This is a genomic window from Saccharopolyspora sp. NPDC002376, from assembly GCF_053593195.1.
Window position 1 is genome coordinate 77,925 of sequence record NZ_JBSFBZ010000013.1, and the last position, 26,332, is coordinate 104,256.

At 69.1% G+C, this 26,332-nt stretch carries 27 protein-coding genes and 1 pseudogene; 14 read left to right on the plus strand and 14 right to left on the minus strand.

Features of this window, described 5'->3' with window-relative positions; genetic code table 11:
- Positions 1-5 precede the first annotated feature (5 nt).
- From ACWCO2_RS11880 to ACWCO2_RS11895, 4 genes are all read right to left on the minus strand, one after another.
- Positions 6-446 carry a thioesterase family protein gene (locus ACWCO2_RS11880; RefSeq protein WP_450127720.1) on the minus strand — a complete coding sequence of 147 codons (441 nt, stop codon included), beginning with the start codon at positions 444-446 and terminating at the stop codon, positions 6-8.
- A complete protein-coding gene (locus ACWCO2_RS11885) occupies positions 443-1,405 on the minus strand; it encodes a 3-hydroxyacyl-CoA dehydrogenase NAD-binding domain-containing protein (protein WP_450127721.1) in 963 nt (320 codons plus the stop codon). The genes ACWCO2_RS11880 and ACWCO2_RS11885 overlap by 4 nt, the downstream gene beginning before the upstream one ends.
- Positions 1,406-1,429: 24 nt before the next feature.
- The gene (locus ACWCO2_RS11890) at positions 1,430-2,314 is read right to left on the minus strand and encodes a 3-keto-5-aminohexanoate cleavage protein (RefSeq protein ID WP_450127722.1); all 885 of its coding nucleotides are present in this window, start codon (positions 2,312-2,314) and stop codon (positions 1,430-1,432) included.
- A 75-nt stretch (positions 2,315-2,389) separates the two neighbouring features.
- Positions 2,390-3,250 (minus strand): TetR family transcriptional regulator C-terminal domain-containing protein, encoded by an 861-nt coding sequence (locus tag ACWCO2_RS11895; protein ID WP_450127723.1) that lies wholly within the window; start codon positions 3,248-3,250, stop codon positions 2,390-2,392.
- A gap of 221 nt (positions 3,251-3,471) precedes the next feature.
- On the opposite strand from ACWCO2_RS11895, the gene ACWCO2_RS11900 reads away from it, so the two are divergent.
- Complete coding sequence (locus ACWCO2_RS11900) at positions 3,472-4,905, plus strand: MFS transporter (RefSeq protein ID WP_450127724.1); 1,434 nt, start codon at positions 3,472-3,474, stop codon at positions 4,903-4,905.
- A 530-nt stretch (positions 4,906-5,435) separates the two neighbouring features.
- A pseudogene (locus ACWCO2_RS11905) lies at positions 5,436-5,543 on the plus strand (carbonic anhydrase); the annotation flags it as partial.
- Here ACWCO2_RS11905 and ACWCO2_RS11910 read toward each other — a convergent pair.
- Positions 5,508-5,636, minus strand: coding sequence for a hypothetical protein (locus ACWCO2_RS11910; protein ID WP_450127770.1), 129 nt, complete (start codon positions 5,634-5,636; stop codon positions 5,508-5,510). The pseudogene ACWCO2_RS11905 and the gene ACWCO2_RS11910 sit on opposite strands and share 36 nt — an antisense overlap.
- 1 nt (position 5,637) lies before the next feature.
- Between ACWCO2_RS11910 and ACWCO2_RS11915 the strand changes: the two genes are divergently transcribed.
- Positions 5,638-6,042, plus strand: coding sequence for a GyrI-like domain-containing protein (locus ACWCO2_RS11915; RefSeq protein WP_450127725.1), 405 nt, complete (start codon positions 5,638-5,640; stop codon positions 6,040-6,042).
- A 9-nt stretch (positions 6,043-6,051) separates the two neighbouring features.
- Here the strand turns inward: ACWCO2_RS11915 and ACWCO2_RS11920 are convergent, their stop codons facing one another.
- Complete coding sequence (locus ACWCO2_RS11920; protein WP_450127726.1) at positions 6,052-6,240, minus strand: DUF397 domain-containing protein; 189 nt, start codon at positions 6,238-6,240, stop codon at positions 6,052-6,054.
- Positions 6,241-6,242: 2 nt separating this feature from the next.
- Positions 6,243-7,109 carry a helix-turn-helix domain-containing protein gene (locus ACWCO2_RS11925; RefSeq protein WP_450127727.1) on the minus strand — a complete coding sequence of 289 codons (867 nt, stop codon included), beginning with the start codon at positions 7,107-7,109 and terminating at the stop codon, positions 6,243-6,245.
- A gap of 145 nt (positions 7,110-7,254) precedes the next feature.
- On the opposite strand from ACWCO2_RS11925, the gene ACWCO2_RS11930 reads away from it, so the two are divergent.
- A complete protein-coding gene (locus ACWCO2_RS11930; RefSeq protein ID WP_450127728.1) occupies positions 7,255-7,464 on the plus strand; it encodes a hypothetical protein in 210 nt (69 codons plus the stop codon).
- A gap of 82 nt (positions 7,465-7,546) precedes the next feature.
- Here ACWCO2_RS11930 and ACWCO2_RS11935 read toward each other — a convergent pair whose 3' ends face one another.
- The 4 genes from ACWCO2_RS11935 to ACWCO2_RS11950 all read right to left on the minus strand — a co-directional run bounded on the left by ACWCO2_RS11935 (position 7,547) and on the right by ACWCO2_RS11950 (position 12,785).
- Positions 7,547-8,986, minus strand: coding sequence for an APC family permease (locus tag ACWCO2_RS11935; protein ID WP_450127767.1), 1,440 nt, complete (start codon positions 8,984-8,986; stop codon positions 7,547-7,549).
- 201 nt (positions 8,987-9,187) lie between these two features.
- Positions 9,188-11,290, minus strand: a complete 2,103-nt coding sequence (locus tag ACWCO2_RS11940; protein ID WP_450127729.1) for a catalase — start codon at positions 11,288-11,290, stop codon at positions 9,188-9,190.
- A 70-nt stretch (positions 11,291-11,360) separates the two neighbouring features.
- A complete protein-coding gene (locus ACWCO2_RS11945) occupies positions 11,361-11,858 on the minus strand; it encodes a VTT domain-containing protein (protein ID WP_450127730.1) in 498 nt (165 codons plus the stop codon).
- A gap of 192 nt (positions 11,859-12,050) precedes the next feature.
- Positions 12,051-12,785 carry a FadR/GntR family transcriptional regulator gene (locus ACWCO2_RS11950; RefSeq protein WP_450127731.1) on the minus strand — a complete coding sequence of 245 codons (735 nt, stop codon included), beginning with the start codon at positions 12,783-12,785 and terminating at the stop codon, positions 12,051-12,053.
- Positions 12,786-12,946: 161 nt separating this feature from the next.
- On the opposite strand from ACWCO2_RS11950, the gene ACWCO2_RS11955 reads away from it, so the two are divergent.
- The 7 genes from ACWCO2_RS11955 (at position 12,947) to ACWCO2_RS11985 (ending at position 21,095) form a co-directional block, all read left to right on the plus strand.
- Positions 12,947-14,377 carry an acyl-CoA synthetase gene (locus ACWCO2_RS11955; protein ID WP_450127732.1) on the plus strand — a complete coding sequence of 477 codons (1,431 nt, stop codon included), beginning with the start codon at positions 12,947-12,949 and terminating at the stop codon, positions 14,375-14,377.
- Positions 14,370-15,698, plus strand: coding sequence for a carboxyl transferase domain-containing protein (locus ACWCO2_RS11960; protein WP_450127733.1), 1,329 nt, complete (start codon positions 14,370-14,372; stop codon positions 15,696-15,698). The genes ACWCO2_RS11955 and ACWCO2_RS11960 overlap by 8 nt, the downstream gene beginning before the upstream one ends.
- Positions 15,699-16,451: 753 nt before the next feature.
- On the plus strand, positions 16,452-17,228 hold the full coding sequence (locus ACWCO2_RS11965; protein ID WP_450127734.1) for a 2,3-dihydro-2,3-dihydroxybenzoate dehydrogenase: 777 nt from the start codon (positions 16,452-16,454) through the stop codon (positions 17,226-17,228).
- 28 nt (positions 17,229-17,256) lie between these two features.
- Positions 17,257-18,501: an isochorismate synthase DhbC gene (gene dhbC / locus ACWCO2_RS11970; protein ID WP_450127735.1), complete on the plus strand. Its 1,245-nt coding sequence runs from the start codon at positions 17,257-17,259 to the stop codon at positions 18,499-18,501.
- A gap of 11 nt (positions 18,502-18,512) precedes the next feature.
- A complete protein-coding gene (locus ACWCO2_RS11975; RefSeq protein ID WP_450127736.1) occupies positions 18,513-20,141 on the plus strand; it encodes a (2,3-dihydroxybenzoyl)adenylate synthase in 1,629 nt (542 codons plus the stop codon).
- 41 nt (positions 20,142-20,182) lie between these two features.
- A complete protein-coding gene (locus ACWCO2_RS11980; RefSeq protein WP_450127737.1) occupies positions 20,183-20,836 on the plus strand; it encodes an isochorismatase family protein in 654 nt (217 codons plus the stop codon).
- Between the two features lie 22 nt (positions 20,837-20,858).
- Entirely contained in the window at positions 20,859-21,095 is a 237-nt protein-coding gene (locus ACWCO2_RS11985) for a phosphopantetheine-binding protein (RefSeq protein ID WP_450127738.1), read from the plus strand.
- A gap of 237 nt (positions 21,096-21,332) precedes the next feature.
- Here ACWCO2_RS11985 and ACWCO2_RS11990 read toward each other — a convergent pair whose 3' ends face one another.
- A complete protein-coding gene (locus ACWCO2_RS11990; RefSeq protein WP_450127739.1) occupies positions 21,333-22,919 on the minus strand; it encodes a beta-N-acetylhexosaminidase in 1,587 nt (528 codons plus the stop codon).
- 97 nt (positions 22,920-23,016) lie between these two features.
- On the minus strand, positions 23,017-23,229 hold the full coding sequence (locus ACWCO2_RS11995; protein ID WP_450127740.1) for an EamA family transporter: 213 nt from the start codon (positions 23,227-23,229) through the stop codon (positions 23,017-23,019).
- Between the two features lie 116 nt (positions 23,230-23,345).
- Between ACWCO2_RS11995 and ACWCO2_RS12000 the strand changes: the two genes are divergently transcribed.
- Both ACWCO2_RS12000 and ACWCO2_RS12005 read left to right on the plus strand, forming a co-directional pair.
- On the plus strand, positions 23,346-23,525 hold the full coding sequence (locus ACWCO2_RS12000; protein ID WP_450127741.1) for a hypothetical protein: 180 nt from the start codon (positions 23,346-23,348) through the stop codon (positions 23,523-23,525).
- A 3-nt stretch (positions 23,526-23,528) separates the two neighbouring features.
- The gene (locus ACWCO2_RS12005) at positions 23,529-23,669 is read left to right on the plus strand and encodes a hypothetical protein (RefSeq protein WP_450127742.1); all 141 of its coding nucleotides are present in this window, start codon (positions 23,529-23,531) and stop codon (positions 23,667-23,669) included.
- 9 nt (positions 23,670-23,678) lie between these two features.
- On the opposite strand, the gene ACWCO2_RS12010 is transcribed toward ACWCO2_RS12005, so the two are convergent.
- Entirely contained in the window at positions 23,679-25,556 is a 1,878-nt protein-coding gene (locus tag ACWCO2_RS12010) for a propionyl-CoA synthetase (RefSeq protein ID WP_450127743.1), read from the minus strand.
- Between the two features lie 382 nt (positions 25,557-25,938).
- Here ACWCO2_RS12010 and ACWCO2_RS12015 point away from each other — a divergent pair, with 382 nt between their 5' ends.
- Complete coding sequence (locus ACWCO2_RS12015) at positions 25,939-26,175, plus strand: hypothetical protein (protein ID WP_450127744.1); 237 nt, start codon at positions 25,939-25,941, stop codon at positions 26,173-26,175.
- Positions 26,176-26,332 lie beyond the last annotated feature (157 nt).

The window sequence follows — 26,332 nt, forward strand, 5'->3', positions numbered from 1 at the left end:
TCAGGTCAGCCCACCGACCGGCCGGCGTAGTCCGGCAGCGGTTCGACGAGCCCCCTCAGCCGCTCGGCGACCTCGGCGGGGAACGGCGAGGTGCCGCCCTGCCCTTGGTCGACGTGCAGCGCCATGATCTCCTCGGTGGCAACCACGGTGCCGTCCACCGACATCTCGTGGCACAGGCGCAACTTCTTCGCTCCCGCGTCCACCACGCGACTGGTGATCACCATCTCGGCGTCCGGCCCGATCTCGCGCAGGTAGCGCACGTGCGCTTCCACTGTGTACAGCGAGCAACCGGTGCTGTTGCGGTAGTTCTCGTCCAGGCCCACCTGGTCCATCACCGCGTCGGTGGCGAACCCGAAGACCAGCACGTAGTAGGCCTCGCTGAGGTGACCGTTGTAGTCGATCCACTCCGGACGGACCTGCTGGCGGAACTCCTTGAGCCCGCTCACTTCGCGCCCTTGCGGACCTCGTCGACCGCACGCATCACGGCGATCACCGCGCGGTCGCGGTCGGCGACCAGCTCGGCGATGCTGCGACCGTCGGCGGCCTCCTCGCAGCCCTCGACCATCGCGTCGCGCAGCTCGGTGGTGAGCTCGGGCGCCTCCAACCGGGTCCACGGCGACTTCAGCGACGGGCCGAAGTGGTCGAGCATGTGCGCCATGCCGCCCTCACCACCGGCCAGGTGGAAGGTCAGGCACGGGCCGAGCAGCGGCCAGCGCAGCCCCGGGCCGTCGGTGATCGAGGCGTCGATCTGCTCGACGGTCGCCTCGCCGTTGGCCACCATGTGCAGCGCCTCGCGCCAGATCGCCTCCTGCAGGCGGTTGGCGATGAAGCCCGGCACCTCGCGGTCCATGGTGATCACCGACTTGCCGGCGACCTCGAAGAACTCCGAGGCCCACTGCACTGCCCACGGCTCGGTCTTCTCGCCGCCGACGACCTCGACCAGCGGGATGAGGTACGGCGGGTTGAACGGGTGACCCACCACGAGCCGCTGCGGCGTCGGGCAGTCCACCTGCATCTCGGTCATGCCGTAGCCCGAGGTGGACGAGGAGACCACCACGCCGGCCGGAGTGGCCGCGTCGATGCGGGCCAGCAGGTCCCGCTTGAGTGCGAGATCCTCCGGCGCGCTCTCCTGCACGAACTCGGCGTCGGCGACGGCGTCTTCCAACGTCGCGGCGATGACCAGGTTGTCGCGGGAGGCACCCTCGGCCAGGCCGAGCTCGGTCAGCGCGGGCCACGCGGCGTCGACCAGCCGACGCAGCTTCGCCTCGAACTCCGGGGCCGGGTCCCAGGCGGTCACCTGGTAGCCGCGGGCCAGGAAGTGCGCGACCCAGCCACCGCCGATGACACCAGCACCGATGCAGGTGACCCGACGAACGGAAGCGGGGGAGGGAGTGTGCTCGTTCAACTCAGAATTCCCTTTCGACCGGTGTCAGCGCTTCTTCAGGCCGAGCTGCTCGCGGGCCTGGTCGGGGGTGGCGATCTTCATGCCCATGCCCTCGACGATGCCCACCGCGCGCTCGACGAGCTGGCCGTTGGTGGCCTTGACGCCCTTGCTCAGGTAGAGGTTGTCCTCCAGGCCGACGCGCACGTTGCCGCCCAGCGCCGCGGCCAGACCGACCCAGCGCAGCTGGTTGCGGCCGATGGCGAAGCTCGCCCAGTTGGCGCCCTCCGGCAGCATGTTCACCATCGCCTGCAGCAGGCCCGGTTCCGGCGGGGCGCCCCACGGGATGCCCGCGCACAGCTGGAACAGCGGCGGGGCGTCGAGCAGGCCCTCGGCGAGCAGCTGCTTGGCGAACCACAGGTTGCCGGTGTCGAAGATCTCCAGCTCCGGCTTGACGCCGAGCTCCTGGATCCGCTTGGCACCGGCGCGCATCATGTCCGGGGTGGAGATGTAGAGCTGGCTGCCGTCGCCGAAGTTCAGCGAACCGCAGTCCAGGGTGCAGATGTCGGGCAGCAGCTCCTCGACGTGCGGCAGCCGCTCCAGGCCGTTGACCAGGTCGGTGCCGTCGACCGGCTTGAGCGGGTCATCGGGGGAGATGAACAGGTCGCCGCCCATGCCCGCGGTCAGGTTGATGACCACGTCGATGCCGGTTTCCTTGATGCGCTCCACGACCTCGCGGTAGAGCGCGACGTCCCGCGAGCCCTGGCCGGTCTCGACGTTGCGGACGTGGATGTGCACCACGGCCGCCCCGGCCTCGGCGGCCGCGACCGCGTCCTTGGCGATCTGCTCCGGGGTCACCGGGACGAACTCGCTCTTTCCGGTGGTGTCACCGGCGCCGGTGAGCGCGGCGGTGACGATGACTTCGTTGGCCATCGGGCTCTCCTCTCGTGGGTAGGGTTCAGCGCCCGGGCATCCGAGGTGGGTGTCCGGTGGGTTTTTGCGGGGATGTCAGTGCCGGACGATCTCGCGTTCGACGAACTCGCGCAGCACTCTGCGCATCCGCTCGACGGACCGGCCGGGGCGCCCGGCGAGCACCTGGATGCCGAGCCCGTCGATCAGCGCGGTCAGCGTGACGGTCAGCTCCTCGGCGTCGGTGTCGGCGAACACGCCCTGTTCCTGGCCCTGCCGGATGGTGCGGCCGATGGTGTCGTGCCAGCGCGTGTAGGAATCGCTGTGCAGCACCTGCAGATCTGGGTTGAGCGCGCTCTCGGTCCACACCTGCAGCCAGATCGACCACTCCTGCCGAAGCAGGCCCGGCGTGGGCAGCTGCAGCTCGACCAGTCGCAGCAGGCGCTCGTGGGCGTCGTCGACGGCGTGCAGCTCGGCGACCTGCCGGTCGAAGGCCAGCCGCACCGAGTAGCGCAGCGTCTCGGTGAGCAGGTCGTCGCGGCCGGGGAAGTAGTAGTGGATGGTCGCGGCGCTGGTGCCGCACTCCTTGGCCACGTCGGAGACGCGCACCGAGTGGAAGCCGCGTTCGGCGATCAGCCGCCAGGCGGCGTCGAGGATCTGCTGGTAGCGGCTGGCTTCCCGGAGATCGCCGGGTTCGCGCTCGGGTCGGGCGGTGCGCTGCGGCGCAGCGGCCACCGTCTCGACGTCATCCCCGCCGTTGATCAGCCAGTTGACCGTGACACCGGCCAGTTCGGCGACGCGGGTGAGCTCGACCGGGGTGAACCGCCTGGTGCCGGTCAGCGATTTGGACAGCTTGGTGGGGTCCAACCCGATCTGCTCGGCGAAAGCGCGTTGACTCCCGGGGTACTGGCGCAACACGTCGCGCACCCGTTGGCGCAACGCAGCCGTCGTGTCCTGCACGAGACGGAACGCTAACAGTCCATTGCGAGAATCGCAATGATCTGAGCGTGTTGCGATCGGGCCGGATACCGCCCGTCTGGGGGAATGTCCCAGTCAGTAGCGGTGGAATCCTGGTTGGGCGAGGTCGAACGAGAGGTCGACGTGATTGATAAGTCAGTCGGTCGCAATGGTGTGGTGCATCGGGTAGTGCGAGCCTAGAACGAACGTGCTGAGCTGAACCCGTGGACCCGGCCGAGTCGAAGACACGTTCCCCCGAGGAGGCAGCCACCCGCTGGCAGGTGCTCGCCATCTGCCTGGTCGCGGGATTCATGACGCTGCTGGACGTCAGCATCGTCAACGTCGCCCTGCCGTCCATCCAACAGGGCCTGGAGGCGCCCGCCGCGGCGCTGTCCTGGGTGGTCTCCGGCTACGCGCTGACCTTCGGCCTGGTGCTGGTCCCCGCGGGACGCCTCGGCGACGACCGCGGCCGCAGCCGGATGTTCCTGCTGGCGCTGGGAGCGTTCACGGTGGCCAGCGCGCTGGCCGGATTCGCGATGACACCGTTATGGCTGGTGGTGGCCCGACTGCTGCAGGGCATGGCCGGCGGTCTGCTCAACCCGCAGGTGCTCGGCTTGATGCAACAGCTGTTCCACGGTCGGGAGCGCGGGAAGGCCTTCGGCCTGTTCGGGGCCGTGGTGGGCATTTCCACTGCGATCGGCCCGCTGCTGGGCGGACTGATCATCCAGCTGGCGGGCGCGGAGCACGGCTGGCGCTGGGTGTTCTTCGTGAACCTGCCGATCGGCGCGGCGGCGATCCTGTACGGCCTGCGCGTGCTTCCGCGCGACAGCGGGAAGGAGACGACTCACAGCCTCGACCTGGTGGGTGTGCTGCTGCTCGGCGGTGGTTTGCTGTGCCTGCTGCTCCCGCTGGTCGGGCAGGAGAGCGGCCGGTCGACCCCGTGGTACCTGGCGATCGTCGCGGTGGTGCTGCTGGCGTCGTTCGTGGCGTGGGAGCACTGGTACGACAAGCGCGGACACGCGCCGCTGGTGAACCTGCGGTTGTTGCGCATCCGCAGCTACTCGTTCGGCGCAACCCTCGGCCTGCTGTACTTCGCGGGATTCACCAGCATCTTCTTCGTCCTGGCGGTGTACTTCCAGCGCGGCCTGGGCTTTTCGGCCCTGCAAGCGGGGCTGGCGCTCACACCGTTCGCGGTGGGCTCCGCGATCTCGTCGGCGATGAGCGGACGGTTCGTGTACCGGATGGGCCGCCGCCTGGTGGTCATCGGACTGATCGGTGCGCTGCTCGGTCTCCTCGCGACCGACCTCCTGCTGCGCACCCAGCCGGGTTCCATGGCGGGTGTGGTGACGGCGCTGCCTCTGCTGGTGGCGGGCATCGGCAGCGGCCTGGTGATCTCCCCGAACCAAACGGTGACCCTCAGTGAGATCGACAGTGCTCACGGCGGAACGGCGGCAGGAGTCCAGCAGACCGGCCAGCGAATCGGCTCGGCGGTGGGCACGGCAGCGGCCTCCGGCCTGTTCTTCGGAGTCCTAGCCACCAGCGGCTTCGACGCCGCGATCACCAGCGGCCTGATCGTCTCGATCTGCTTCGTCAGCGCGGCTCTCCTGGTTGCCCTGTCCGAGCTCTTCCTCAGCAAGCGCACCGTTTCAACAGCTTGAATCCCGTGAACACTTCGAGGTATCCGTTTTTGCGCCATGTTCCAGGCCGCACGTGCACGGTGCGATCGCGGCCTTGGCGAAGCAGTGCTCCCACCCGACTTCTCGGGACGAACGACCGGGGTGGCTGAGCCAGGCCCGGAGCTAATCTGCTCGTGGCCTGTTCGCCGAGGTGACCGCGGGGGCCGAGCGTCGCGCGGTGGCAGCATGAGGGGGAAGCCATGCAGCCAACTGGTGATCGGTTGCTGAGTAGACGTGCTGCGCTGGGCACGCTCCTGGCAGCCGGGGCGTCTCCACTGGTCGTGGCGTCCTGCGCGCCAACCCCGACCGCACCTCCCGGACCTGTGCTGCCCCGGCCGTCGACGCCGGAGGACGCCTTTCGACGCCTCCAAGAGGGGAACCAGCGCTTCGTCGCGGGCGCCCCGCTGCACCCGAACCAAACGCTCGAACTTCGCCAGCAGCTCGTCGGCTACCAGCAGCCGTTCGCCTCCGTGCTCGGTTGCGCCGACTCGCGGACCTCCCCGGAGCTGGCCATGGACGCTGGCATCGGTGACCTGTTCGTCTGCCGCGTCGCCGGGAACATCGCTACTCCCGCGGACACCGCGTCACTGCTGTACGCCCAGGCGGTGCTGGGCACCGAGGTGCTGCTCGTGCTCGGCCACGACAATTGCGGCGCGGTCAAAGCGGCGATCGAGGTTGCCTACAAGCTGAAGTTCGCCAGCAAGCAGGACCACCGTGGTCCCACCCCTGGAAGGCCTGTGGTGGGCCGAGGACATGGACTCCTTCTCCGCAGCCCGGGACAAGTCGCGGTGGGACTGGACGCTGATGCTCATGGTCCCCGACTGGATCGACCAGGCCATGTTCGTCACCGCCGTCGAGCGCACCGGGACGAAGAACCGGCCGGCACGCCTCGACGACGTCCGTCTGGAGGCGCTGTCCGAGGGCCGGTGCGTGCAGACGCTGCACATCGGCTCATTCGACGATGAGACGGACGTGCTCAACCAACTGCACCACGAGTTCATCCCCGGCAACGGGCTGCGCATGGTCGGCAAGCACCACGAGATCTACCTGAGCGACTTCCGCAAGGTCGCACCCGAGAAGCAACGCACCATCCTCAGACAACCGGTCGCAAGCGGGTGACCCGCAGTGCTATCCCTTCAGCGAGGCGAGGAATGAGCTCCACACGGCGGAGTCGAAGCTCAGAGCGCCGTCGTCAGGCGCCTTGGAGTCCCGGATCCAGACGGTGCTGTCGGCTAATCGGACTTCGACGCAGTTGTCGCTGGCAGCAGCGCTTCTCGAGCTCTTGAACCACCCGGTGTCTCGAGCAGGCCTGGACATGATCAGCCATCCTTCATGATTTCGTCGATCAGCTGGCGTGACTTCGGCGGGCTCAAGGCGAGGTCGTGGAGCCGTCGGAAGACGCGAAACATCGTCGCAGTATCGGCTTCTTCGTGGAAGTAGGTGGACGGCCCGTAAACCACGTTCGCGAAGGCGACCGGGGACCCCTGGCCGCTGAACTCGAACAACGTGAAACCGCCTCCACGAGCCGGATTCTGATAGCTCTCGAAGGGCAGCACCTGGATGGTCAATTCATCGCGTTCGTCTTGCAGGGCAAGGAGATGTGCCAGCTGTCCGCGCATGACATCCCGGTCACCGACCCGCGCTCGAAGTGACTCCTCGGTCAGGATGAACGTCATCGTCTTGCTGGGCGACGCGTTGAAGGTCCGCTTCTGGCGGTCGAGGCGGAACGCAACGCGCTGCTCAAGCTCGGCTTCCGATGATTGCCACCAGATCCCGTCGCCCTCGTTGATGAGCGCTCTGACGTACTCGGGCGTTTGCAGCAGTCCTGGCACCATCCCGGATTCGTAGCTGCTGATCTCCGTGGCGCTGGCTTCGAGGTCGGCGAAGCGCTGGAAGGCGCCGGGGAGCAGGTCCGTGTAGGTGCGGCCGCGTTGGCGCTTTCGGGCTTGCGCGCCCAGGGCGAGCGCAGTCTCGCGCTCGTCGCCGGACACTTCGTAGAAGTCCAGCAGCTTGCCCAGGTCTTCTTGGCTGAGCGTGCCCTTGCCGTCTTCGAGCTCGACGATGCGTGAGCGGACCCTGCCGATCGCTTCCGCTGCGGCTTGCTGGGAGCTGCCCGAGCCCTCGCGGATTCGGCGCAGGGCCAGGCCGAGTTGGCGTCGCTCCAGGGTTTGGCGGGCTCGCGCCATCGACGACCTCCACGATCTCGAAACACCCGATCAGGGACGTGACCGTAGCGCGACGGTCGCCCTAATCTTAAACGCGACGGTCGCGCTCAGCGTCCGCCTGGTTCCAGCGAGTCACCATAGTCGTCCACTGAGGAAGGTCGGGAGCATGGGCGTGTGCCAGCAGGCCGGGATATTCGTCGACTCGTTCGTCGCGATGGAGGAGGGGGTGCCGATGCGGTACGAGATCGACCGCCACAACGACGTCGTCGTCCTCTACTGCGGCCACAACAGCGAGTACGTCCTCACCCTCGGCCGCGACAACCTCACCAACCTCATAAACCTCGGTACCGAGGCCATCCGGGAACTCACCGCTTGAAGGGCGTCAGGGAAACGAGTGAGGGGCGCTCGTTGAGCACAGAATTGCTCGGCGAGCGCCCCTCATCGTGGCGGGACAGCGGTCAGTCCTTGGCGGTGTCCGCGGTCGACTTGGCGAGGCGGGCGTTGCGGTAGCCGTAGGCGAGGTAGATCACCAGGCCGATGACCAGCCAGGCCGCGAAGCGCAGCCAGGTGATGATGTCCAGGTTCGTCATCAGGTACAGGCAGGCCAGCGCGCTGAGGATCGGCAGCCACGGCGACAGCGGCACCCGGAACGGACGCTCGAGCTCCGGCTTGCGGCGGCGCAGGACCGGCACCGCGAGCGAGACGATCACGAAGCCCGACAGAGCGCCGATGCTCACCATGTCGGCCAGCTCGGAGATCGGGATGAACCCGGCCATCAGCATGATCAGCACTGCGCCGCCGATGGTCATCCGGTGCGGCGTGCCCCACTTCGGGTGCACCTGGGAGAGCTTGGGCGGCAGCAGGCCGTCGCGGCTCATCGCGAAACCGATCCGGCCGATGGTGACCAGCTCGACCATCATCACCGAGGTCAGACCGGTCACCGCGCCCAGTGCGATCAGCGCGGCCACCCACGGCTGGCCGACCGACTGGAACGCCGCGGCCAGCGGGGCGGCCTCGTCGATCTGCCGGTAGTCGACCATCGCGCTGAGCACGATCGCGACCAGCACGTACAGCACGGTGCACACGATCAGGCTGCCGAGCAGGCCGACCGGCAGGTCGCGCTTGGGGCGCTTGGTCTCCTCGCCGAGGTTGGCCAGCGCCTCGAAACCGGTGTAGGCGAAGAACACGATCGCCGCCGCGGTGAACACGCCGCCGATGCCGTACATCGACTGCTCCATGCCCAGCAGGGCCTGCACCAGCGGCTGCTCCAGCGCGCTGGCGGTCTCGGTGGCGGGCTGCGCGGGCGGGATGAACGGGTCGAGGTGGGCGCCGTTGAAGAAGAACAGACCGGCGACGATCACCAGCACGCACACCGCGACCTTGACCACGACCAGCGCGTTGGTCACCCACGACGACTCGCGGATGCCGATCACCGCGACCACGGTGAGCACCGCGATGATCAGTATCGCGCCGACGTTGACCGTGGCGTCCTCGCCGAACCACTCCGGTGGCAGGCCGAGCAGGTTCGACACGTAGCCCGACCAGCTGCGTGAGACCACCGCGGCGCCCAGGGCGAACTCCAGCAGCAGGTCCCAGCCGATGATCCAGGCGAACAGCTCACCGAGGGTGGCGTAGCCGTAGGTGTAGGCGCTGCCCGCGGTCGGAACCGCTGACGACAGCTCGGCGTAGCAAAGCGCGGCCAGTGCCGCGACGATCCCGCCGATGACGAAGGACAGCACCACGCCGGGACCGGCGTGCTCCTTGGCCTGGATGCCGGCCAAGGTGAACACGCCGGTGCCGATGATGATGCCGATCCCGAAGCCGATCAGGTCCTTGCCGGTCAGCCTGCGGACCAGTCCGCTGCGCTCACCGCGGGAGAGGATGTCCTCGACGGGCATCGTTCGGAAGACGCTCACGGGCAAGCACGGTAAGCGAGGTACGTGGACACGGCGCGACCGGTGTCGCTTTGTGTGATCCTTTCGGTACGAAACGTGACACTCGGTGTTCACCGGATGTCAACGAGTGATCCGGATCAAAAGGGCAAACGCGAGACGAGCGGACTGTTCGCCCCGCTGGACGGGACGAGCAGTCCATTCGGCTCAGGCGGGCACGGCGGAGGTGTCGCGCTCCCACACCCGGTGCTTGCCGAGCGCGGTCACGAACTCCTCGATGAAGCCTTCCGGCAGCGCGCCGCCGGTGTGCGCGGCCATGACCACGCCGAGGTCGGCCACCACGCCGTCGGTCCCAAAGCCCTTGCGCGCTTCGGAGACTCCGGCGCGTTGCAGCAGCTCCATGCCCTCGTCGCTGGCCGCGACCGGCTTGTGGTGCTTGTAGGCCTCGGTGACGAAGTGCACCACGTGCCCGTCATCGGCCAACGTGCGCACGCTGTCCGCACCGCCCGGCACGATCACGCCGTCGTAGAGCACCGACGCCATGGTGTGCACGGCCCGGTCCACGGTTACCTCGTCGCTGTCGGTGCCACGGGCCTTGCCGTCGCGCAACCCCAGCACTTCTGCCAGCGCGCCGCGCTCGGCGAGGGCGCGCTGGATCTGGACGACTTCCGCGGCGTCCACGCCGTCGGCGACCAGAACCGCGACCTTGCGGCTGGCGATCGTGCCCATGCGCGAGTTCGCCAGGCTCAGCGCGGGGGAGCTGCGGCCGTGGTTCGGCTTGCCGCCGCTGGGCGGTGCCACGCCGACTCCCTCGGCCACCGCCGCGGCCAGCTCGTGGTCGATGCTCTCCAAGTGGTCGACGACGTTGGCGCGCACGTGCTGGTGGTCGACCTTGCCGAGCTCGAAGCGGAACGCCGCGACGATGTGTTCCTTCTCCCACGGCGCCATGCTGTTCCAGAACAGCGTCGCCTGGCTGTAGTGGTCCTTGAAGCTCTCGCTGCGCTTGCGGATCGCGTAGCCGTCCACCTTCTGCTGGTAGTGCCGGAACACGTCCTCGTCGGCCAGCGCCGGGCAGCCACCGGAGAGGCTGTTCTTCGAGTAGCTCGTGCGCCCCTGGTGGATCTTCTGCTGGCCGTAGCCGTCGCGCTGGTTGTTGGTCACCTCGGCGGTCGGCCGGTTGATCGGGATCTGCGCGAAGTTCGGGCCGCCGAGCCGGATCAGCTGGGTGTCGAGGTAGGAGAAGTTGCGCGCCTGCAGCAGCGGATCGTTGGTGAAGTCGATGCCCGGCACCACGTTGGCGGTGTGGAAGGCGACCTGCTCGGTCTCGGCGAAGAAGTTGTCCGGATTGCGGTCCAGCACCATCTTGCCCACCGGTCGCACCGGCACCACCTCTTCGGGGATGATCTTGGTCGCATCCAGCAGGTCGAAGTCGAAGTCGAACTCCTTGGACTCCTCGACCAGCTGCACGCCCAGCTCCCACTCCGGGTACTGGCCGGCCTCGATGGACTCCCACAGGTCGCGGCGGTTGTAGTCGGGATCGGCCCCGGCGATCTTCTGGCACTCGTCCCACACCAGTGAGTGGCTGCCCAGCACCGGCTTCCAGTGGAACTTCACGAAGGTGCCCTCGCCCGCGGCATTGACCAGCCGGAAGGTGTGCACGCCGAAGCCCTGCATCATCCGGAAGCTGCGCGGCAGCGCCCGGTCCGACATCAGCCACATCATCATGTGCAGCGTTTCCGGTTGCAGCGCCACGAAGTCCCACAGCGTGTCGTGCGCCGAGGCGGCCTGCGGCATCTCGTGGTGCGGCTCGGGCTTCACCGCGTGCACGAAGTCGGGGAACTTGATCCCGTCCTGGATGAAGAACACCGGCATGTTGTTGCCGACCAGGTCGTAGTTGCCCTGCTCGGTGTAGAACTTGGTGGCGAACCCCCGCACGTCGCGGACGGTGTCGGCCGATCCCCGGGAACCGGCGACAGTGGAGAACCGCACGAACACCGGGGTGCGCTGCTTCGGATCGGTCAGGAACCGCGCGACGGTGTAGTCGGACAGCCAGCCGTCGTAGGGCTGGAAGTGCCCGTAGGCCCCGGCGCCGCGGGCGTGCACCACGCGCTCCGGGATGCGCTCGTGGTCGAAGTGCGTGATCTTCTCGCGGGCGTGGAAGTCCTCCAGCAGCGTGGGGCCGCGCTCACCGGCGCTCAACGCGTCGTCGGTGTGGTCGATGCGCACGCCCTGCTGAGTGGTCAATTTCGTGTCGGTGAGGTCCTGTCGGACCCCGTCGAGCTGTCGTTGCTTGTCGTCTTCGGTGCCCATCGCGCCTGACTCCCCTCGGTGTCGGCTGACGCCTACGAGGTTTCCCACCGGTGCCGAGGGCTATGCGCGCTCAGGACCCCAGTGCGGAAGGCAGCCAGTGCAGCAGTTCCGGGGCGCCAGCCACGATCAGGAAGTGCGCGGCGCGGCCGATGAGGCTGGCCGCCAGGAAGCCGAGCAGCGGCAGGCCCGCCGCGCCGGAGAGCAGGCACATCAGGCTGTAGGGCGGGATGCCGGGGATCGAGGTCAGGCACAGCACGCCCAGGCCCCACCAGGGCCGTTCAATGGTGCGTTGGTGGAACTTCTCGAACCAGGCGGCCCACCGGCCGGTTCGCCGCTTGGCCTCCAGCTTCTTCAGCATCCGCTCGCCGAGCGCGAATCCGCCCTTGCCGGCGAAGTAGAACGCCGTCTTGCCGGCGACCTGCCCAACGGCGGCGGCGAGCCCGAGCGCCCACCAGCTCACACCGTCCACACTGGACACCACGCCCAACAGGTACAGCTCGATGTTGACGAGCGGGAAGAAGCTGCCCAGCGCAGCGGTGCCCGCGGTGGCCAGCAGCCACCCGATCATCGGACCACCCGCTCGCGCAGCAGAGCAAGGCGGTCGATCACGTCACGCACCCCACAACGATCAGAACAGGACGACCAACCCTACCGAGCCGCTCCACGCGCCACCCGGCCAGGTGCGGGGTGTCAATTTCTCGCGAAATTGGGCCAGCCCTTCGCCCGACCGCCGCCCCCAAGGTGGCGCTTCGCGCCGCTGTCATTCAGACCCGGAGGCTTCCGGGGGAGTGGAATCGGCGTCGGGGTCCCAGGTGAGGAGGCGGACTCGGCTGACCGTGCGCAGGTGGCGGCGCATCGCGGTGACCGCGGCGTGGGCGTCGCCTGCCCGGATCGCCTCGGCGATGCGTTCGTGCTGGGTCAGGGACTTGGTCGGGCGGTTCGGTTGGCGCAGGGATTCCTGGCGGCTTTCGGTGATCTCGGGTGCGATGGTGCGCATGAAGTCTGCGAGCAGGGAGCTGTGCGCGGCGGCGGTGATCGCTGCGTGGAACCGGCGGTCGCCCTCGTTGCCGAGCTCGCCGTCGGCGATCTCGCGGCGCATGTCCGCCAGGGCTGCGTCGATCTCGGCCAGGTCGTCGTCGGTGCGGCGCTGCGCGGCCAGTTCGGCGAGCTTGGTCTCCAGTGCTTCGCGCGCGTCGAGCACGTCGGGGAGTCGGCGCTTGCGCGCCACCAGTTCGTCGACCGGCTCGACGTCCAGCGACTCGCGGCGCAGGTAGGTGCCGCCGCCGTGCCTGACCTCGACCAGACCCTGCACCTCGAGCACCACGATGGCCTGCTTGACCGAGGCGCGGCTGACGCCGAGCTGCTCGGCGAGCTTGCGCTCCGGCGGCAGGCGGTCGCCCGCGCGCAGCCCGGAGGCGGCGACGTGCTCGCGCAGCCGCTGCACGACCTGCTCGTACAGGCGCGGGCGGGCGAGCGGGCGCAGGGCGTCGGACACCGGGTTCCTCCAGGGAGGGGAGCGGGCGGTGGTCAGGCTAGCACCGGGAGTGTGGATGAGTGGCTGAGCCAATTCGGCCACAGACGCTTGACGGTGTCTGACCGGCGGGCAAAAGTGGATGAGCCAGTGGACCAGTCCTCAGACGATCGTGGAGGTGGCCGGTGCTGTTCCCGAAGCTGCGGCAGCCGGATGAGAAGGAGGCGCTGCGCTTCGGTGCGCGGGCGCTGAACTACCAGGAGCTGGCCGGGGTGGCCGCCGCGATCGCCGACCTGGTCGCGGGCCGCGGCCGGATCGCAGTGTGGGCGACCAACGAGCTCGAGACCTGCGCGGCCGTCATCGGCGGGCTCAGTGCGGGCGTCGCGGTCGTGCCGATCAACCCGAAGGTGGGGGAGCGCGAACTCGCGCACATCCTGAACGACAGCCAGCCCGAACTGCTGCTCGCCGCACCCGGGTTCCAGGCACCGGAAGGTCTCGGCGAGATCCCGGTGCACGAGGTAGACCTGAGCGTCCGCGGAGGTGAGCTGCCGCCAGAGGCCGACGAGGACGCCCCCGCGCTGATCGTCTACACCTCGGGCACGACCGGTCCGCCGAAGGGCGTTGTTCTGCCGCGTCGCGCGATCAGCGCCAACCTCGACGCGCTCGCCGAGGCCTGGGAGTGGACGGAGCGTGATGTGCTGGCGCACGCGCTGCCGCTGTTCCACGTGCACGGGCTGATCCTCGGCACGCTCGGTCCGGTGCGGCTGGGCGGCGCGGTGCACCACCTGGGCAAGTTCTCCTCCGCTTCCATCGCCGAGGAACTCGCCGGGGCGGCGACCATGATGTTCGGCGTGCCGACCATGTACCACCGGCTGGCCGAGGACGCCGAGCGCGACCCGGAGATCGGCGAGGCGGTCGGCAAGGCGCGGCTGCTCGTGTCGGGTTCGGCGGCGCTGCCCGCGGTCGAACACGAGCGGATCGAGCGGCTGACCGGACAGCGGGTCGTGGAGCGCTACGGCATGAGCGAGACGATCATGAACTGCGGCGTGCGCGCCGACGGCGACCGCCGACCCGGCTACGTGGGTCGCCCGTTCGCCGGGGTCGAGCTCAAGCTGGTCGACGAGCAGGGCGCGGAGATCGAGGTCAGCGACGACGAGACGGTCGGCGAGATCCTGATCCGCGGCTCGAACCTGTTCAGCGGCTACCTCAACCGCCCCGACGCCACCGAGGCGGCCTTCGCCGACGGCTGGTTCCGCACCGGCGACGTGGCCACCCGCGCCCCGGACGGCTACATCCGCATCGTGGGGCGCAAGGCCACCGACATCATCAAGAGCGGCGGGTACAAGATCGGTGCGGGCGAGATCGAGAACTGCCTGCTGGAGCACCCGGCGGTCGCCGAGGTCGCGGTCACCGGCGAACCCGACGCCGACCTGGGCGAGCGGATCGTGGCCTGGATCGTGCGCGCGCGCGGCCAGGAGGCGACCGACCAGGAGCTGGTCGACCACGTGGCCCGGCTGCTCACTCCGCACAAGCGGCCGCGCGTGGTGCGCTACCTGGACGCCTTGCCGCGCAACGAGATGGGCAAGGTGCAGAAGAAGGCCTTGCAGCATGGCTGAGCACAGCGCGGCTCGCGCGCTGGTCGAAGCGATCGGCCGGCGGTTCGAGGAGTTCGAGCCCCCGGCGGTCCGGGACGTGGTCGACGGCCCGCTGGGCTGGCCGGGCTACGACGACCAGCGCGCTCGCGCGACCGACCGCAGCGGAGCCGACGAGTCGGTGCTCTGCGGCCGTGCTCGGGTCGGGGAGCGGTCGGCGGTGCTCATCGCGTTCGACTTCGCCTACCTCGGCGGATCGGTGGGGGAGGCAGCCGGCGCGCGGATCGTGGCGGCGTTCGACCGAGCGCGGGAGCTGCGGTTGCCGGTGATCTCGCTGGTGGCCTCTGGCGGTAGCCGCATGCAGGAAGGCATCTGCGCGCTCCGGCAGCTGCAGGAGATCGCGCGGGCGTGCCTGCTGGCCCGTCGGCAGGGGATCCCGCACATCACGGTGCTTCGCAATCCGACGACCGGTGGCATGTGGGCGGCGCTGTCAGCGGCGGCTGACGTGGTGCTGGCCGAGTCCGGCGCGGCGGTCGCCTTCGGCGGCAGCCGAGTGCGCAGCGCCACCGACACCGGTGAGGCGTTCAGTGCCGAAGGCAAGCTCGACCACGGCCAGGTGGACCGCATCGTCGATCCCGCTGAACTGCCTTTGGTACTCGCCGACCTGGTCCGGATGTTGCAGCCGAAGCAGTCGCCGGAACCAGCCCCGGTGCCGAAGTCGCAGGCCAGCGGCGAACCGTCGGCCACCGGCTGGGAAGCGGTCCAACGAGCGCGAGCCGCCGACCGCCCGCGCGCTCGGTCCTATTTGGACGCCTACTTCTCCACCCGCTTCGAGATCAACGGCGACCGGGCAGGTGGCAGGGATGAGGGCATGCTCTGCGGATTCGGCGAGCACGAGGGACGCACCGTCGCGTTCGCCGCGCAGACCGGAACCGCCAACACCCCAGCAGGATTCCGCACCGCAGCCCGCCTGATCAGACTCGCCGACCAGCTGAACATCCCGGTCCTGACCCTGGTGGACACCCCAGGCGCAGCCAACGACGCCGCAGCCGAGCAAGGCGGAGTCGGCCCCGCAATAGCGGAACTCTTCGCCACGGTCGCCGACGCCCAAGTCCCGATCACCACCCTGGTCATCGGCGAGGGCGGCTCCGGCGGAGCCCTGGCCCTGGCATCACCGGACCGAACCTGGATCACCGCAGACGCCTATTTCGCCGTCATAGCCCCGGAATCCAGCGCAGCGATCCTCAAACGAGACCCGTCCGAAGTCCCAGACCTAGCCGCCCGCCTCCACCTACGCCCCCAAGACCTCCAGAACCTCGGTTTCGTCCAAGACATCGCCCGCTGACCACACCTTCGGCCCCAGAGGGCCCCCAAATTTCCCTAAAATTAGGAACCTCCTGGCGCCTCGCACCTCAAGCGACCACCTGCCGCCTTGAACCCGAAACGACCCCGTCCTGAAGCCGCACCCACACCGGATCGTTCCCGCTGTATCCCCACACGCGCCACAGGGGAGTCCAAGTTTGGGGAAATTCGGAATCCTCAGAACCCAACTTCCGCCATGCGGAAGGATCGGCCGGTCGTGGCGGGCGCTGGTCCGGCGGCCAGGCGCTCGCGCATCTCCGCTTGGAGTTGGCGGCCCAGGCCGTCGGAGTCCGCCACGATCGGGCCTTCGGCGATCAGCCGTGGAATCCCCGGCCAGCGGCGCTCGAGGTTGTCGGCGCAGTAGGCCGCGAGGCTCCGCTCGTCGTGCTCCAGCGCCTCGACCGGTCAGCCTTCCCAGGTCAGCGACCTGCGCGACGGCTGATCTCGAGGCGCGGTGACCACCACCACGTCCAAGTCGGAGGTTGCCGCGCGGCGGGATGTGGGGGCGCTGCCGCCCACGATCACCAGGCGGGCTGAGCTGAACTCCTGCTGGGCAAAGCGCTGCGCTGACGTGATCGGGTCTCCGTCTACCGCGACCGAGGGTGCGGGAGAACCGCCGATCGTCGCGGTCGGTGATCAATGCCACCTGGGTGGTGGGGCGATCTGGGCACTTCTGTGTTCTAAACTTAGGCTCGCCTGACAAAGGTTAGGCTTGCCTGAGTTTTCAGAAGGTGCGATGAACCGGACGGGGATCGGCGGCGCGGTCGCCATCGTGACAGGCGCAGGCCAGGGCATCGGCGCTGCGGTGACCAGAGCGTTGGCCGAGATCGGCGCCACCGTCGCCGCAGTGGACCGCAACGTCGAGCGGGTCGAGGCCATCGCCGCGGAGCAGGGCGACAAGGTGCGGGCGTTCCAGGCCGACGTGGCCGACTCGGCGTCTGTCGTCGAAGTGGTTGAGCGGGTCGAAGCCGAGCTCGGGCCGGTCGAGGTCCTGGCCAACGTCGCCGGGGTGCTCCAGGTCGGGACCGTGCAGGAGATCACCGACGAGGACTGGCAGCGGACCTTCGCGGTCAACACCACCGGGGTGTTCAACTTCTCCCGCGCGGTGTCCGAGCGCATGATCCCCCGCAAGCGCGGCTCGATCGTCACGGTCAGCTCGAACGCCGCGGGCGTGCCCCGGCACGGCATGGCCGTCTATGCCGCGTCCAAGGCCGCGGCCACGATGTTCACCAAGTCGCTCGGGCTGGAACTGGCCGAGCACGGCATCCGCTGCAACGTCGTCGCCCCCGGCTCCACCGACACCGACATGCAGCGCGGCATGTGGACCGACGAGCGCGGCGCCGAGCGGGTCATCGCCGGCTCGCCCGAGGCTTTCAGGGTCGGCATTCCGCTGCGCAAGCTGGCCACCCCCGAAGACATCGCCGACGCCGTGGTCTTCCTGGCCTCAAAGCAGGCCAAGCACATCACCATGCACGACCTGTACGTCGACGGCGGCGCCACGCTGCGCGCCTGAGTCCTGCCGCGAACCCCGAAAGGTTGCCATGACCACGATCGACAGCGATATCGACAGTCTCGGCCTCGTCGCGGACGATGCGGCGGCCCGGTTGCTGGCTGCCTACGAGGCGGGCTCGTCGTTCCTGTTCTCCACGCCGCGCGGCGTGACGCTGGCCCGCGGGGTATCCGCCACGGTCCCGAAAACCCAGTGCGCGCGGGAGAACCTGCCGAAGCGGGTCGCGGAGTTCTTCGACAGCGCAGCCGAGTTCGGCCACCGCAACCCGGTGGTCGTCGGCGCCGTGCCCTTCGGCAACAACCTGCCCGCACACCTGGTGCTGCCGGAGGAGGTGTTCCACGCCGACCCGCTGAACGTCATGGTGCCGCAAAGCCCCCGCAGCGGTGCGCCGGACTGCGAGGTCCGCCCGGTGCCCGCGCCGAGCGAGTACGAGCGCGGCGTGAGCCGCGTGCTGCGACGGCTGGACGACGGTGAGCTGAGCAAGGTGGTGCTGGCCCGGTCGCTGGAGCTGACCGCCGCCGAGCCCATCGACGTGCGCACCGTGCTGCAGAACCTGGCCCTGGCCGACCCGGCCAGCTACACCTTCGCGGTGGACCTGCCGCGCCGCGGCGAGGACGGCACCCGCGACAGCTTCGGCCCGCAACCCGAGCTGCAGCGCACTTTCCTGGGCGCGAGCCCGGAACTCCTGGTGTCGCGGCGCGGCATGAAGGTCCGCTCCAACCCGATGGCCGGATCGCGCCCGCGCAGCACCGACCCGGTCGAGGACCGGCGCCGCGCCGCTGAACTGTCCACATCGGACAAGGACCTGCGTGAGCACGCAGCCGTGGTGGAGGCGGTGGCCGATGCGCTGCGCCCGTACTGCCGCGAGCTGACCGTGCCTGAACCGTCGGTGATCAGCACCAACGCCATGTGGCACCTGGCCACCGAGGTCACCGGCGAGCTGCGCGATCCCGCGACGTCGTCGCTGGAACTGGCCGACGCCCTGCACCCGACTCCGGCGGTGTGCGGCACCCCGGTGCAGCGGGCGCGTGAAGTCATCGCCGAGACCGAGCCTTTCGAACGCGGCTACTACGCGGGCATGGTCGGTTGGTGCGACGCCACCGGGGACGGCGAGTGGGTCGTGGCGATCCGCTGCGCCGACGTCGAGGACGAGTCGCTGCGGCTCTACGCCGGAGCGGGCATCGTCGCGGGCTCCGAGCCGGCCGATGAACTCGCCGAGACCTCCGCGAAGTTCCGCACCGCGCTGTCCGCGATGGGCCTGGACCAGGCAGACTGAAGGGACTGGAGATGACCGCACCGCTTCCGGATCACCCGATCTGGCCGCCGGAGTTCGCCGACCGCTACCGCGCGGCGGGGTACTGGCGCGGCTACACCTTCGGCCAGATGCTGCGCGAACGCGCCGCTGAGCACCCCGACCGCATCGCCGTGGTCGACGGCGAGCGCCACGTGTCCTACCGCGAGCTCGACGTGCGCGCTGACCGGCTCGCGGCCGGGCTGCGCGAGAGAGGCATCGGCAAGGGCGATCGCGTGGTCGTGCAGCTGCCCAATATCTCCGAGTTCTTCGACGTCTGCTTCGCACTGTTCCGGCTCGGCGCCGCGCCGGTCTTCGCGCTGCCGTCGCACCGGTTGACCGAGGTCTCCTACTTCTGCGAGTTCAGCGAGGCCGCCGCCTACATCACCACCGACGTCGAAGCCGGCTTCGACCACCGGAAGCTGGCCGCCGAGGTGGTGGCGAAGCTGCCGGATCTGCGGGTGTTCATCGCCGGTGATCCCGGCGAGTTCCTCGCTCTGTCCGATGTGGACGCCGAACGGGGGGAGCAGGACGGGCCCGAACCCGGCGACCTCGCGTTCCTGCAGCTGTCGGGCGGCAGCACCGGGGTGCCGAAGCTGATCCCGCGCACCCACGACGACTACATCTACTCCTTCCGCGCCAGCAACGAGATCTGCGGTGTCACGGCCGACACCGTCTACCTCGGGGCGCTGCCGATCGCGCACAACTTCCCGATGAGCTCGCCCGGCACGTTCGGCGTCCTGCACGCCGGTGGCCGCGTGGTGCTGGCCCGCCGTCCCAGCCCGGACGAGGTGTTCCCGCTGATCGAGCGCGAGCGCGTCACGCTGGCCGCCGCGGTCCCGCCGCTGGCGCTGGTGTGGCTGGACGCGGCCGGCAGCACCGAGCACGACCTGTCCAGCCTGGAGGTTCTGCAGGTCGGTGGGGCCAAGTGCAGCGAGGAGGTCGCGCGTCGGGTGAAGCCCGTGCTCGGTGCCACGTTGCAGCAGGTCTTCGGCATGGCTGAGGGGCTGGTGAACTACACCCGCCTCGACGACCCCGAGGACGTCGTCCTCGCCACTCAGGGCAGGCCGATCTCGCCGGACGACGAGCTGCTGATCCTGGACAACGACGACAACCCGGTGGCGCCGGGCGGAACCGGGCACCTGCTCACCCGCGGGCCCTACACCATCCGCGGCTACTACCGGGCCGCGGAGCACAACGCGAATGCCTTCACCCCCGACGGTTTCTATCGAACCGGCGACGTCGTCCGGCTCACCGCGGAGGGCAACATCGTCGTGGAAGGCCGTGCGAAGGACCAGATCAACCGCGGCGGCGAGAAGATCGCGGCCGAAGAGGTGGAGAACCACCTGCTGGCGCACCCCGCGGTGCATGACGCGGCCGTGGTGTCCATGCCCGACGACTACCTCGGCGAGCGCAGCTGCGCGTTCGTCGTGCCGCGCGGCACCCCGCCGAAGGCCCGCGAGCTGATCAAGTTCGTGCGCGAGCGCGGGCTTGCCGCCTACAAGGTGCCGGACCGGGTCGAGTTCGTCGAGCAGTTCCCGCAGACCGGCGTCGGCAAGGTCAGCAAGCGTGACCTCCGCGAGGCGATCAGCCGCGAGCTGGTGCCGGAACTCCGCCGCCGCTGACATCTGCAACGACCGATCACCGATACAGAAGGAGGTCGCCCGTGGCGCTTCCGACCATCGCCCCGTACCACGTCCCGAAGCAGGACGAGCTGCCGGAGAACCGCGTGGCCTGGCGGCCCGACGCGAACCGCTCGGTGCTGCTGATCCACGACATGGAACGGCACTTCGTCAATGCCTTCCCCGCGGACGGCGAACCGCTGAACCAGGTCGTGCCGAACATCCGGCTGCTGCGCGAGCGCGCGAAAGCGGCTGGTGTTCCGGTGGTGTACTGCGCGCAGCCCGGCGGTCAGACGCCCGAACAGCGCGGACTGCAGCTGGAGTGGTGGGGGCCGGGAGTGGCCGATCCGGCGCAGGAAGCGATCATCGATGAGCTGACGCCCGACGCCGACGACGTGCTGCTGACCAAGTGGCGCTACAGCGCTTTCCAGCGCACCGAACTGCGCCAGCTGCTGCGGGACTGGGGACGCGATCAGCTGATCATCACCGGCATCTACGCCCACATCGGCTGCCTGATGACCGCCGCCGAGGCCTTCCAGCAGGAGGTCCAGGCGTTCTTGGTCGCCGATGGGGTCGCGGACTTCTCCGCGGAGGAGCACCGGATGGCGTTGACCTACGCGGCCAAGCGGTGCGGGGTGGTGGACACCGCGCAGCGGTTGGCGCAGGACCTCGCGGTGCGAGAGTCCGAAGTGGCCTGACGATTTCTTGGGAGTGCGTGCGATGCCGCAGAAGTTGACGCTGGAAGACGTCCGGGAGCAGGTCGCCGAGCTGCTCTACGAGGACCCGGCTGAGCTCACCGACGACGAGAACCTGATGGACTGGGGCCTGGACTCGGTCCGGATCATGACCCTGGTGGAGAAGTGGCGCCGCCTCGGCGTCCAGATCACCTTCGCCGATCTGGCCGAACGCCCCACCCTCGAAGACTGGTGGACCGTCCTCGAACCCAAGGTCCAGTGACGTTCCGCCCGCGACGCCGCGATTTCAATGGAAATCAGACGTCTGACTCCCATTGAAATCGCGGAGGTTCTCCACAGGCCGGACGACCTGTCCACATCCGTCGGCGTGTCGGGCGCCGGACACACCGGTGGACCACAGTTTCAATTGAAACTGTGGTCCACCGTGGGTGGGGTTTGCAGTTTCAATTGAAACTGTGGTTCGGGCGGAGTCTTGGACGACTCCGCCGGTCCAAGGGGGTTAATCGGTCCAGGGGATTTGGGGGGACTTGTAGTAGTTGATGGTGGAGGCCTCCAGGCGGGGGCCGTGGGTGGCCAGGCGTTGGGCGAAGGAGTCCCAGTTGCGGGTTTCCTCCGGGGACCAGGCGAGTTCGGCGATGGCCGGTAGGCGGGGGAAGGCCATGAACTCGATGTGATCGGAGTTCTCGAGGGTTTCCGACCACAGCGGGGCTTCCACGCCCAGGACTGATTCCTCCGGGACGCCCTGGAGGTACGCGCCCGGGTCCCAGCCGTAGGCGTCGGCGACCTCGATGAAGCCGGCCCACTGGAGACCCAGCGGGGTGTTCTCGTCGTACTTCATGTCCAAGTAGGACTTGTTCGCCGGGGAGACCAGGATCTTGTTGCCGCGGGCCACCGCTTCGTTCAGCAGCGGGTCGGAGTCGGTGGTGCCCCAGTACTGCAGCACCGAATCGCCCTGCGGCTCGGCCTTGCCGTACTCGTGCCAGCCGACCGCGGTCTTGCCGTACTTCTCCACCATCGGCAGCACCCGCGACATGAACTTCTTGTAGTCCTCGTCGTTGGTCGCGGCCGCCTCGTCACCGCCGATGTGCAGGTAGGGGCCGGGGGTGATCTCGGCCAGTTCGCGGATGACGTCCTCGACGAACTGGTAGGTCACATCCTTGTCGACGCACAGCGAGCTGAACCCGACCTCGATGCCGGTGTACAGCGGTGGCGCCACGCCGTCGCAGTTCAGCTCCGCGTAGGAGGCCAGCGCGGCGTTGGTGTGCCCGGGCATGTCGATCTCGGGGATGATCGTGATGTGCCGGGACGCGGCGTACTCGACGATCTCGGCGTAGTCCTGCTTGGTGTAGTGGCCGCCCGGACCGCCGCCGACCTCGGTGCTGCCGCCGTACTCGGCCAGCTTCGGCCAGCTGTCGATCTGGATGCGCCAGCCCTGGTCGTCGGTCAGGTGCAGGTGCAGCCGGTTCATCTTGTACCGGGCGATCTGGTCGACGTAGCGCTTGACCTGGTCGACGCTGAAGAAGTGCCGCGCCACGTCGAGCATCGCGGCCCGGTGCTCGAACCGCGGCTGGTCGACGATCTCGCCGCCGGGCACCGTCCACGGGCCGGGTTGCTGGGTGGGGCTCTCGATCGCGGCGGGCAGCAGCTGGCGCAGCGTCTGCACGCCGTTGAACAGTCCTTCGGTGCTGGCGGCGCGCAGGTCGACGGTCTCGCCGGTGACCTGCAGCCGGTAGCCGGCCGGGCCGAGCCCGGCGCCGTCGTCCAGCTCCAGCGAGATGTCGCCGGTGCCGAGCTGACCGCGGTTGACCGGCACCGGGAATCCGGTCGACGGCCGCAGGACCCCGGCCAGGTACTCGCCGACTTCGGCGGCTTCGCCGGAAGCTCGGATCGAGGTCTGCTGGGAGAGTTCGAAGGTCGTCGCCGGGTCGGGGTGCACCGATTCCGGGGTGGGGATGATGTTGGTTATCGCGGAGTTCTCCACGGCGGGTGCGGCCGTCGCTGGAACCGCAGTCCCGGCGATCAGTGCACCGGCAATGACGGCGAGCGCGGTTTTGCGCACCGTCGGTCTAGTCGATCGTGAGGTCATGTGCGTTAGCTCCTCGGCGTCGGGGAACAGACCCAAAGGTATAGACCAAAATCGATCGGCGGAGCCTCCAAACGGATGCATCGGACGTGGGACGGCCTCAGCGCTCCCAGGTGAGCACCGTGCCGATCGACGCCGCGGTGACGCAGCCGAGCGCGACGAGCTGGATCGGCGCCGGCAGTTCGGCGAGCAACAACAGGCCTGCCAAGGCGCTGGTCGCGGGCTCCAGGCTTTGCAGCACCCCGACGACCCGCAGTGGGATCCGGCGCAGCGCGGCCAGCTCCAGCGAGTACGGCACGACCGCCGACAGCACCGCGGCTCACCTCCGCGGCGCACGCCGATGCGATCGCGGCCGAGTGGGAGCAGGCCCGCGCCGATCTGGCCGCGCATTCCGCCGGTGCGATGGGCCGGGTCCAGGTGGGCGGGTTCGTGACCAGCTTCGGCTCACTGCTGGCACCCGCTGCCGTGCGGCTCCGCGACTCTGCGCAGCGGCCAGCCCCGCGGGTGGCGCACGGGGCGGCGGAGTGGAACTCGGTGCTGGCGATGGTCGCGAGCGGGCTCGGCATCTGCCTGCTGCCCCGGCTCGCCACCTCCTCGCCGGACCACTAGGTGGTGCGGATCCCGTTGCGGGACGAGCCGGTGCCGTCGCGGAGCATCCTCACCTGCGTGCGCAGGGGCAGCCGCGCGCAACCGGCCATCGCGGCCGTCCTCCAGGCACTGGAGGACGTCGCGCGGGACCGGCAGCGCGGCTGATACTTCCGATCACTCGCCGCGCAGCGCTGGGCGCAGGCGGTCGAGCACCGCGGGGTCCTCGATGGTCGAGGGCACCTTGGTGTCGCCGGTGTCGGCGATCTCGCGCATCGACTTGCGCAGGATCTTGCCCGAGCGTGTCTTCGGCAACCCGTCGACCACCGCGACCTCGCGGAACGCCGCCACCGGCCCGATCTGCTCGCGCACCGCCGCGACCAGCTCCGCGCGCAGCGTCTCCGGATCGATGTCCACACCGGACTTGAGCACCACGAGCCCTCGTGGCACCTGGCCCTTCAAGGAGTCGTGGACCCCGATCACCGCGCACTCGGCGACCGCCGGATGCGCTGCCAGCACCGCCTCCATCGAGCCGGTGGACAACCGGTGCCCGGCCACGTTGATCACATCGTCGGTGCGGCCCATCACGAACACGTACCCGTCGGCGTCGACGTAGCCGTTGTCGCCGGTGAGGTAGTAGCCGGGGTAGCGCGACAGGTACGACTCGCGGAACCGCTCGTCGTCGCCCCACAGCGTCGTCAGGGTCGCCGGTGGCAGCGGCAGCCGGATGCAGATCGCGCCGTCGGTCTCCGGCGGCAGCGGGTTGCCCGCCTGGTCCAGCACCACCACGTCGTAGCCGGGCACCGGCACCGTCGGCGAACCCGGCTTGACCGGCATCGGTTCCATCCCGCGCAGGTTCGCGCAGATCGGCCAGCCCGTCTCGGTCTGCCACCAGTGGTCGATCACCGGCACGCCCAGCTTCTCCGACGCCCAGTGATAGGTCTCCGGATCCAGCCGCTCCCCGGCCAGGAATAACGTCTGCATGCTCGACACGTCGTACTCCGCCAGCAGCTCGGCGTTCGGATCCACCCGCTTGATCGCCCGGAACGCGGTGGGCGCGGTGAACAACGCCTTGACCCCGTGATCGGCGATGACGCGCCAGAAGGCGCCCGCGTCCGGTGTGCCGACGGGCTTGCCCTCGTAGACCACCGTCGTCGCCCCGGTCAGCAGCGGCGCGTAGACGATGTAGGAGTGGCCGACCACCCAGCCAACGTCGGAGGCGGTCCAGAAGACGTCGCCCGGACCGATGTCGTAGATGTTGGCCATCGACCAGCGCAGCGCCACTGCGTGCCCGCCGTTGTCGCGCACCACGCCCTTCGGGCGGCCGGTGGTGCCGGAGGTGTAGAGCACGTACAGCGGATCGGTCGCTTTGACCGGGACGCACTCGGCCGGTTCGGCCTGCGCCAGCGCGTCGTTCCAGTCCACGTCCCGCTCGCCGAGCTCGGCGCGGGCCTGCTCGCGCTGGAACACGATCACCCGCCGCGGCTGGTGCTCGGTCCGCCGCAGCGCCTCGTCGACGATCGGCTTGTACTCCACGACCCGGTTCGGCTCCAGCCCGCAGGACGCCGCGACGACCACCGCGGGTCGGGCGTCCTCGATCCGCGCGGCCAGTTCCTTCGGTGCGAAGCCGCCGAAGACCACCGAGTGCACCGCGCCGATGCGGGCGCAGGCCAGCATCGCGATCACGGCCTCGGGGATCATCGGCAGGTAGAGCACCACGCGATCACCGCGCTCCACACCCTGCGCCCGCAGCGCCCCGGCGAACAGCGCCACCCGCTCCAGCAGCTCCCGGTAGGTCCAGCGGAGCACCTGACCGGTCATCGCCGAGTCCCAGATCAGCGCGTTCTGGTCGCCGCGGCCGTCGCGGACGTGCCGGTCCAGCGCGTTGAAGCAGGTGTTGAGCTCCCCGTCGGGGAACCAGCGGAAGAACGGGTCGGTGTCGCCGTCGAGAGCGCGCGACGGTTCGCGCACCCAGTCGATCGACTTCGCCGCGTCGAGCCAGAAACCCTCCCGGTCGGTCAAGCTCCGCCGATGGGCCTCGGCATAGGCACCCATGACCAACTACCTCCCACATCCGCCGCCAGTTGCCTGACGTCCTACCGCACAACCACCCCGGACGCCAGAGTCTCGCCAGCAGAGCACCGGAAATCCGGGACGACGCACGTCGCGCTGGTGCTCTTCCGCACCTGGAACACGTTCTGCCACACCGGAAACGGCCGTTGCCCGCTGAGCGGTGCGTCCGAGTTCGGTCGGGCGTAGTGCCCGGCTGGTCGCAGAGCGCAGTTCGGCGACGGAACGTGTCCGCTGGGCGCTGCGAAACCGATTCGGCGCGACACGGAGTGCGTGGTGGATCACACTCTGAAGCGAGTCTGAGATCGGGCTAACAAAAGGGCGCCGCGCGCCGACACCAGAATCAGAAAACGGAGGTGCTGCAACGATGAGCACGGAACCGGCCCGGTCTGCCGAGGCGTCTACCGCCCAGTTCGAATCCCGCACGGCCACTTCGGCCGACCTTCCCACCGCACCCTGCAGCGTGGTGTGGAGCGGTGGACATTCCTACGTGCGAGAAGGTGCCGCTGGAGCCCCTTGGGCCGGCGTCGACGACCGCGGGCGGGCGCGGTTCCTCACCGATGCCGAGCTCTGCCGCCGCGGTTGGAGCCGCACTCCGGCCTAGTCGCGGTGGTCGCGGACTCCCGCCGCGCCCCGCCCGATCCGCTCGATGCGCGGGGGAGTCCGGCCGCCAGGTGTGTTGTGCGCCGAATGTGAGATCCTGACCCCGAGGGGATGCGCATCCGTGCATCTGGGGTAGCACGCACAACCATTCAGGGGAG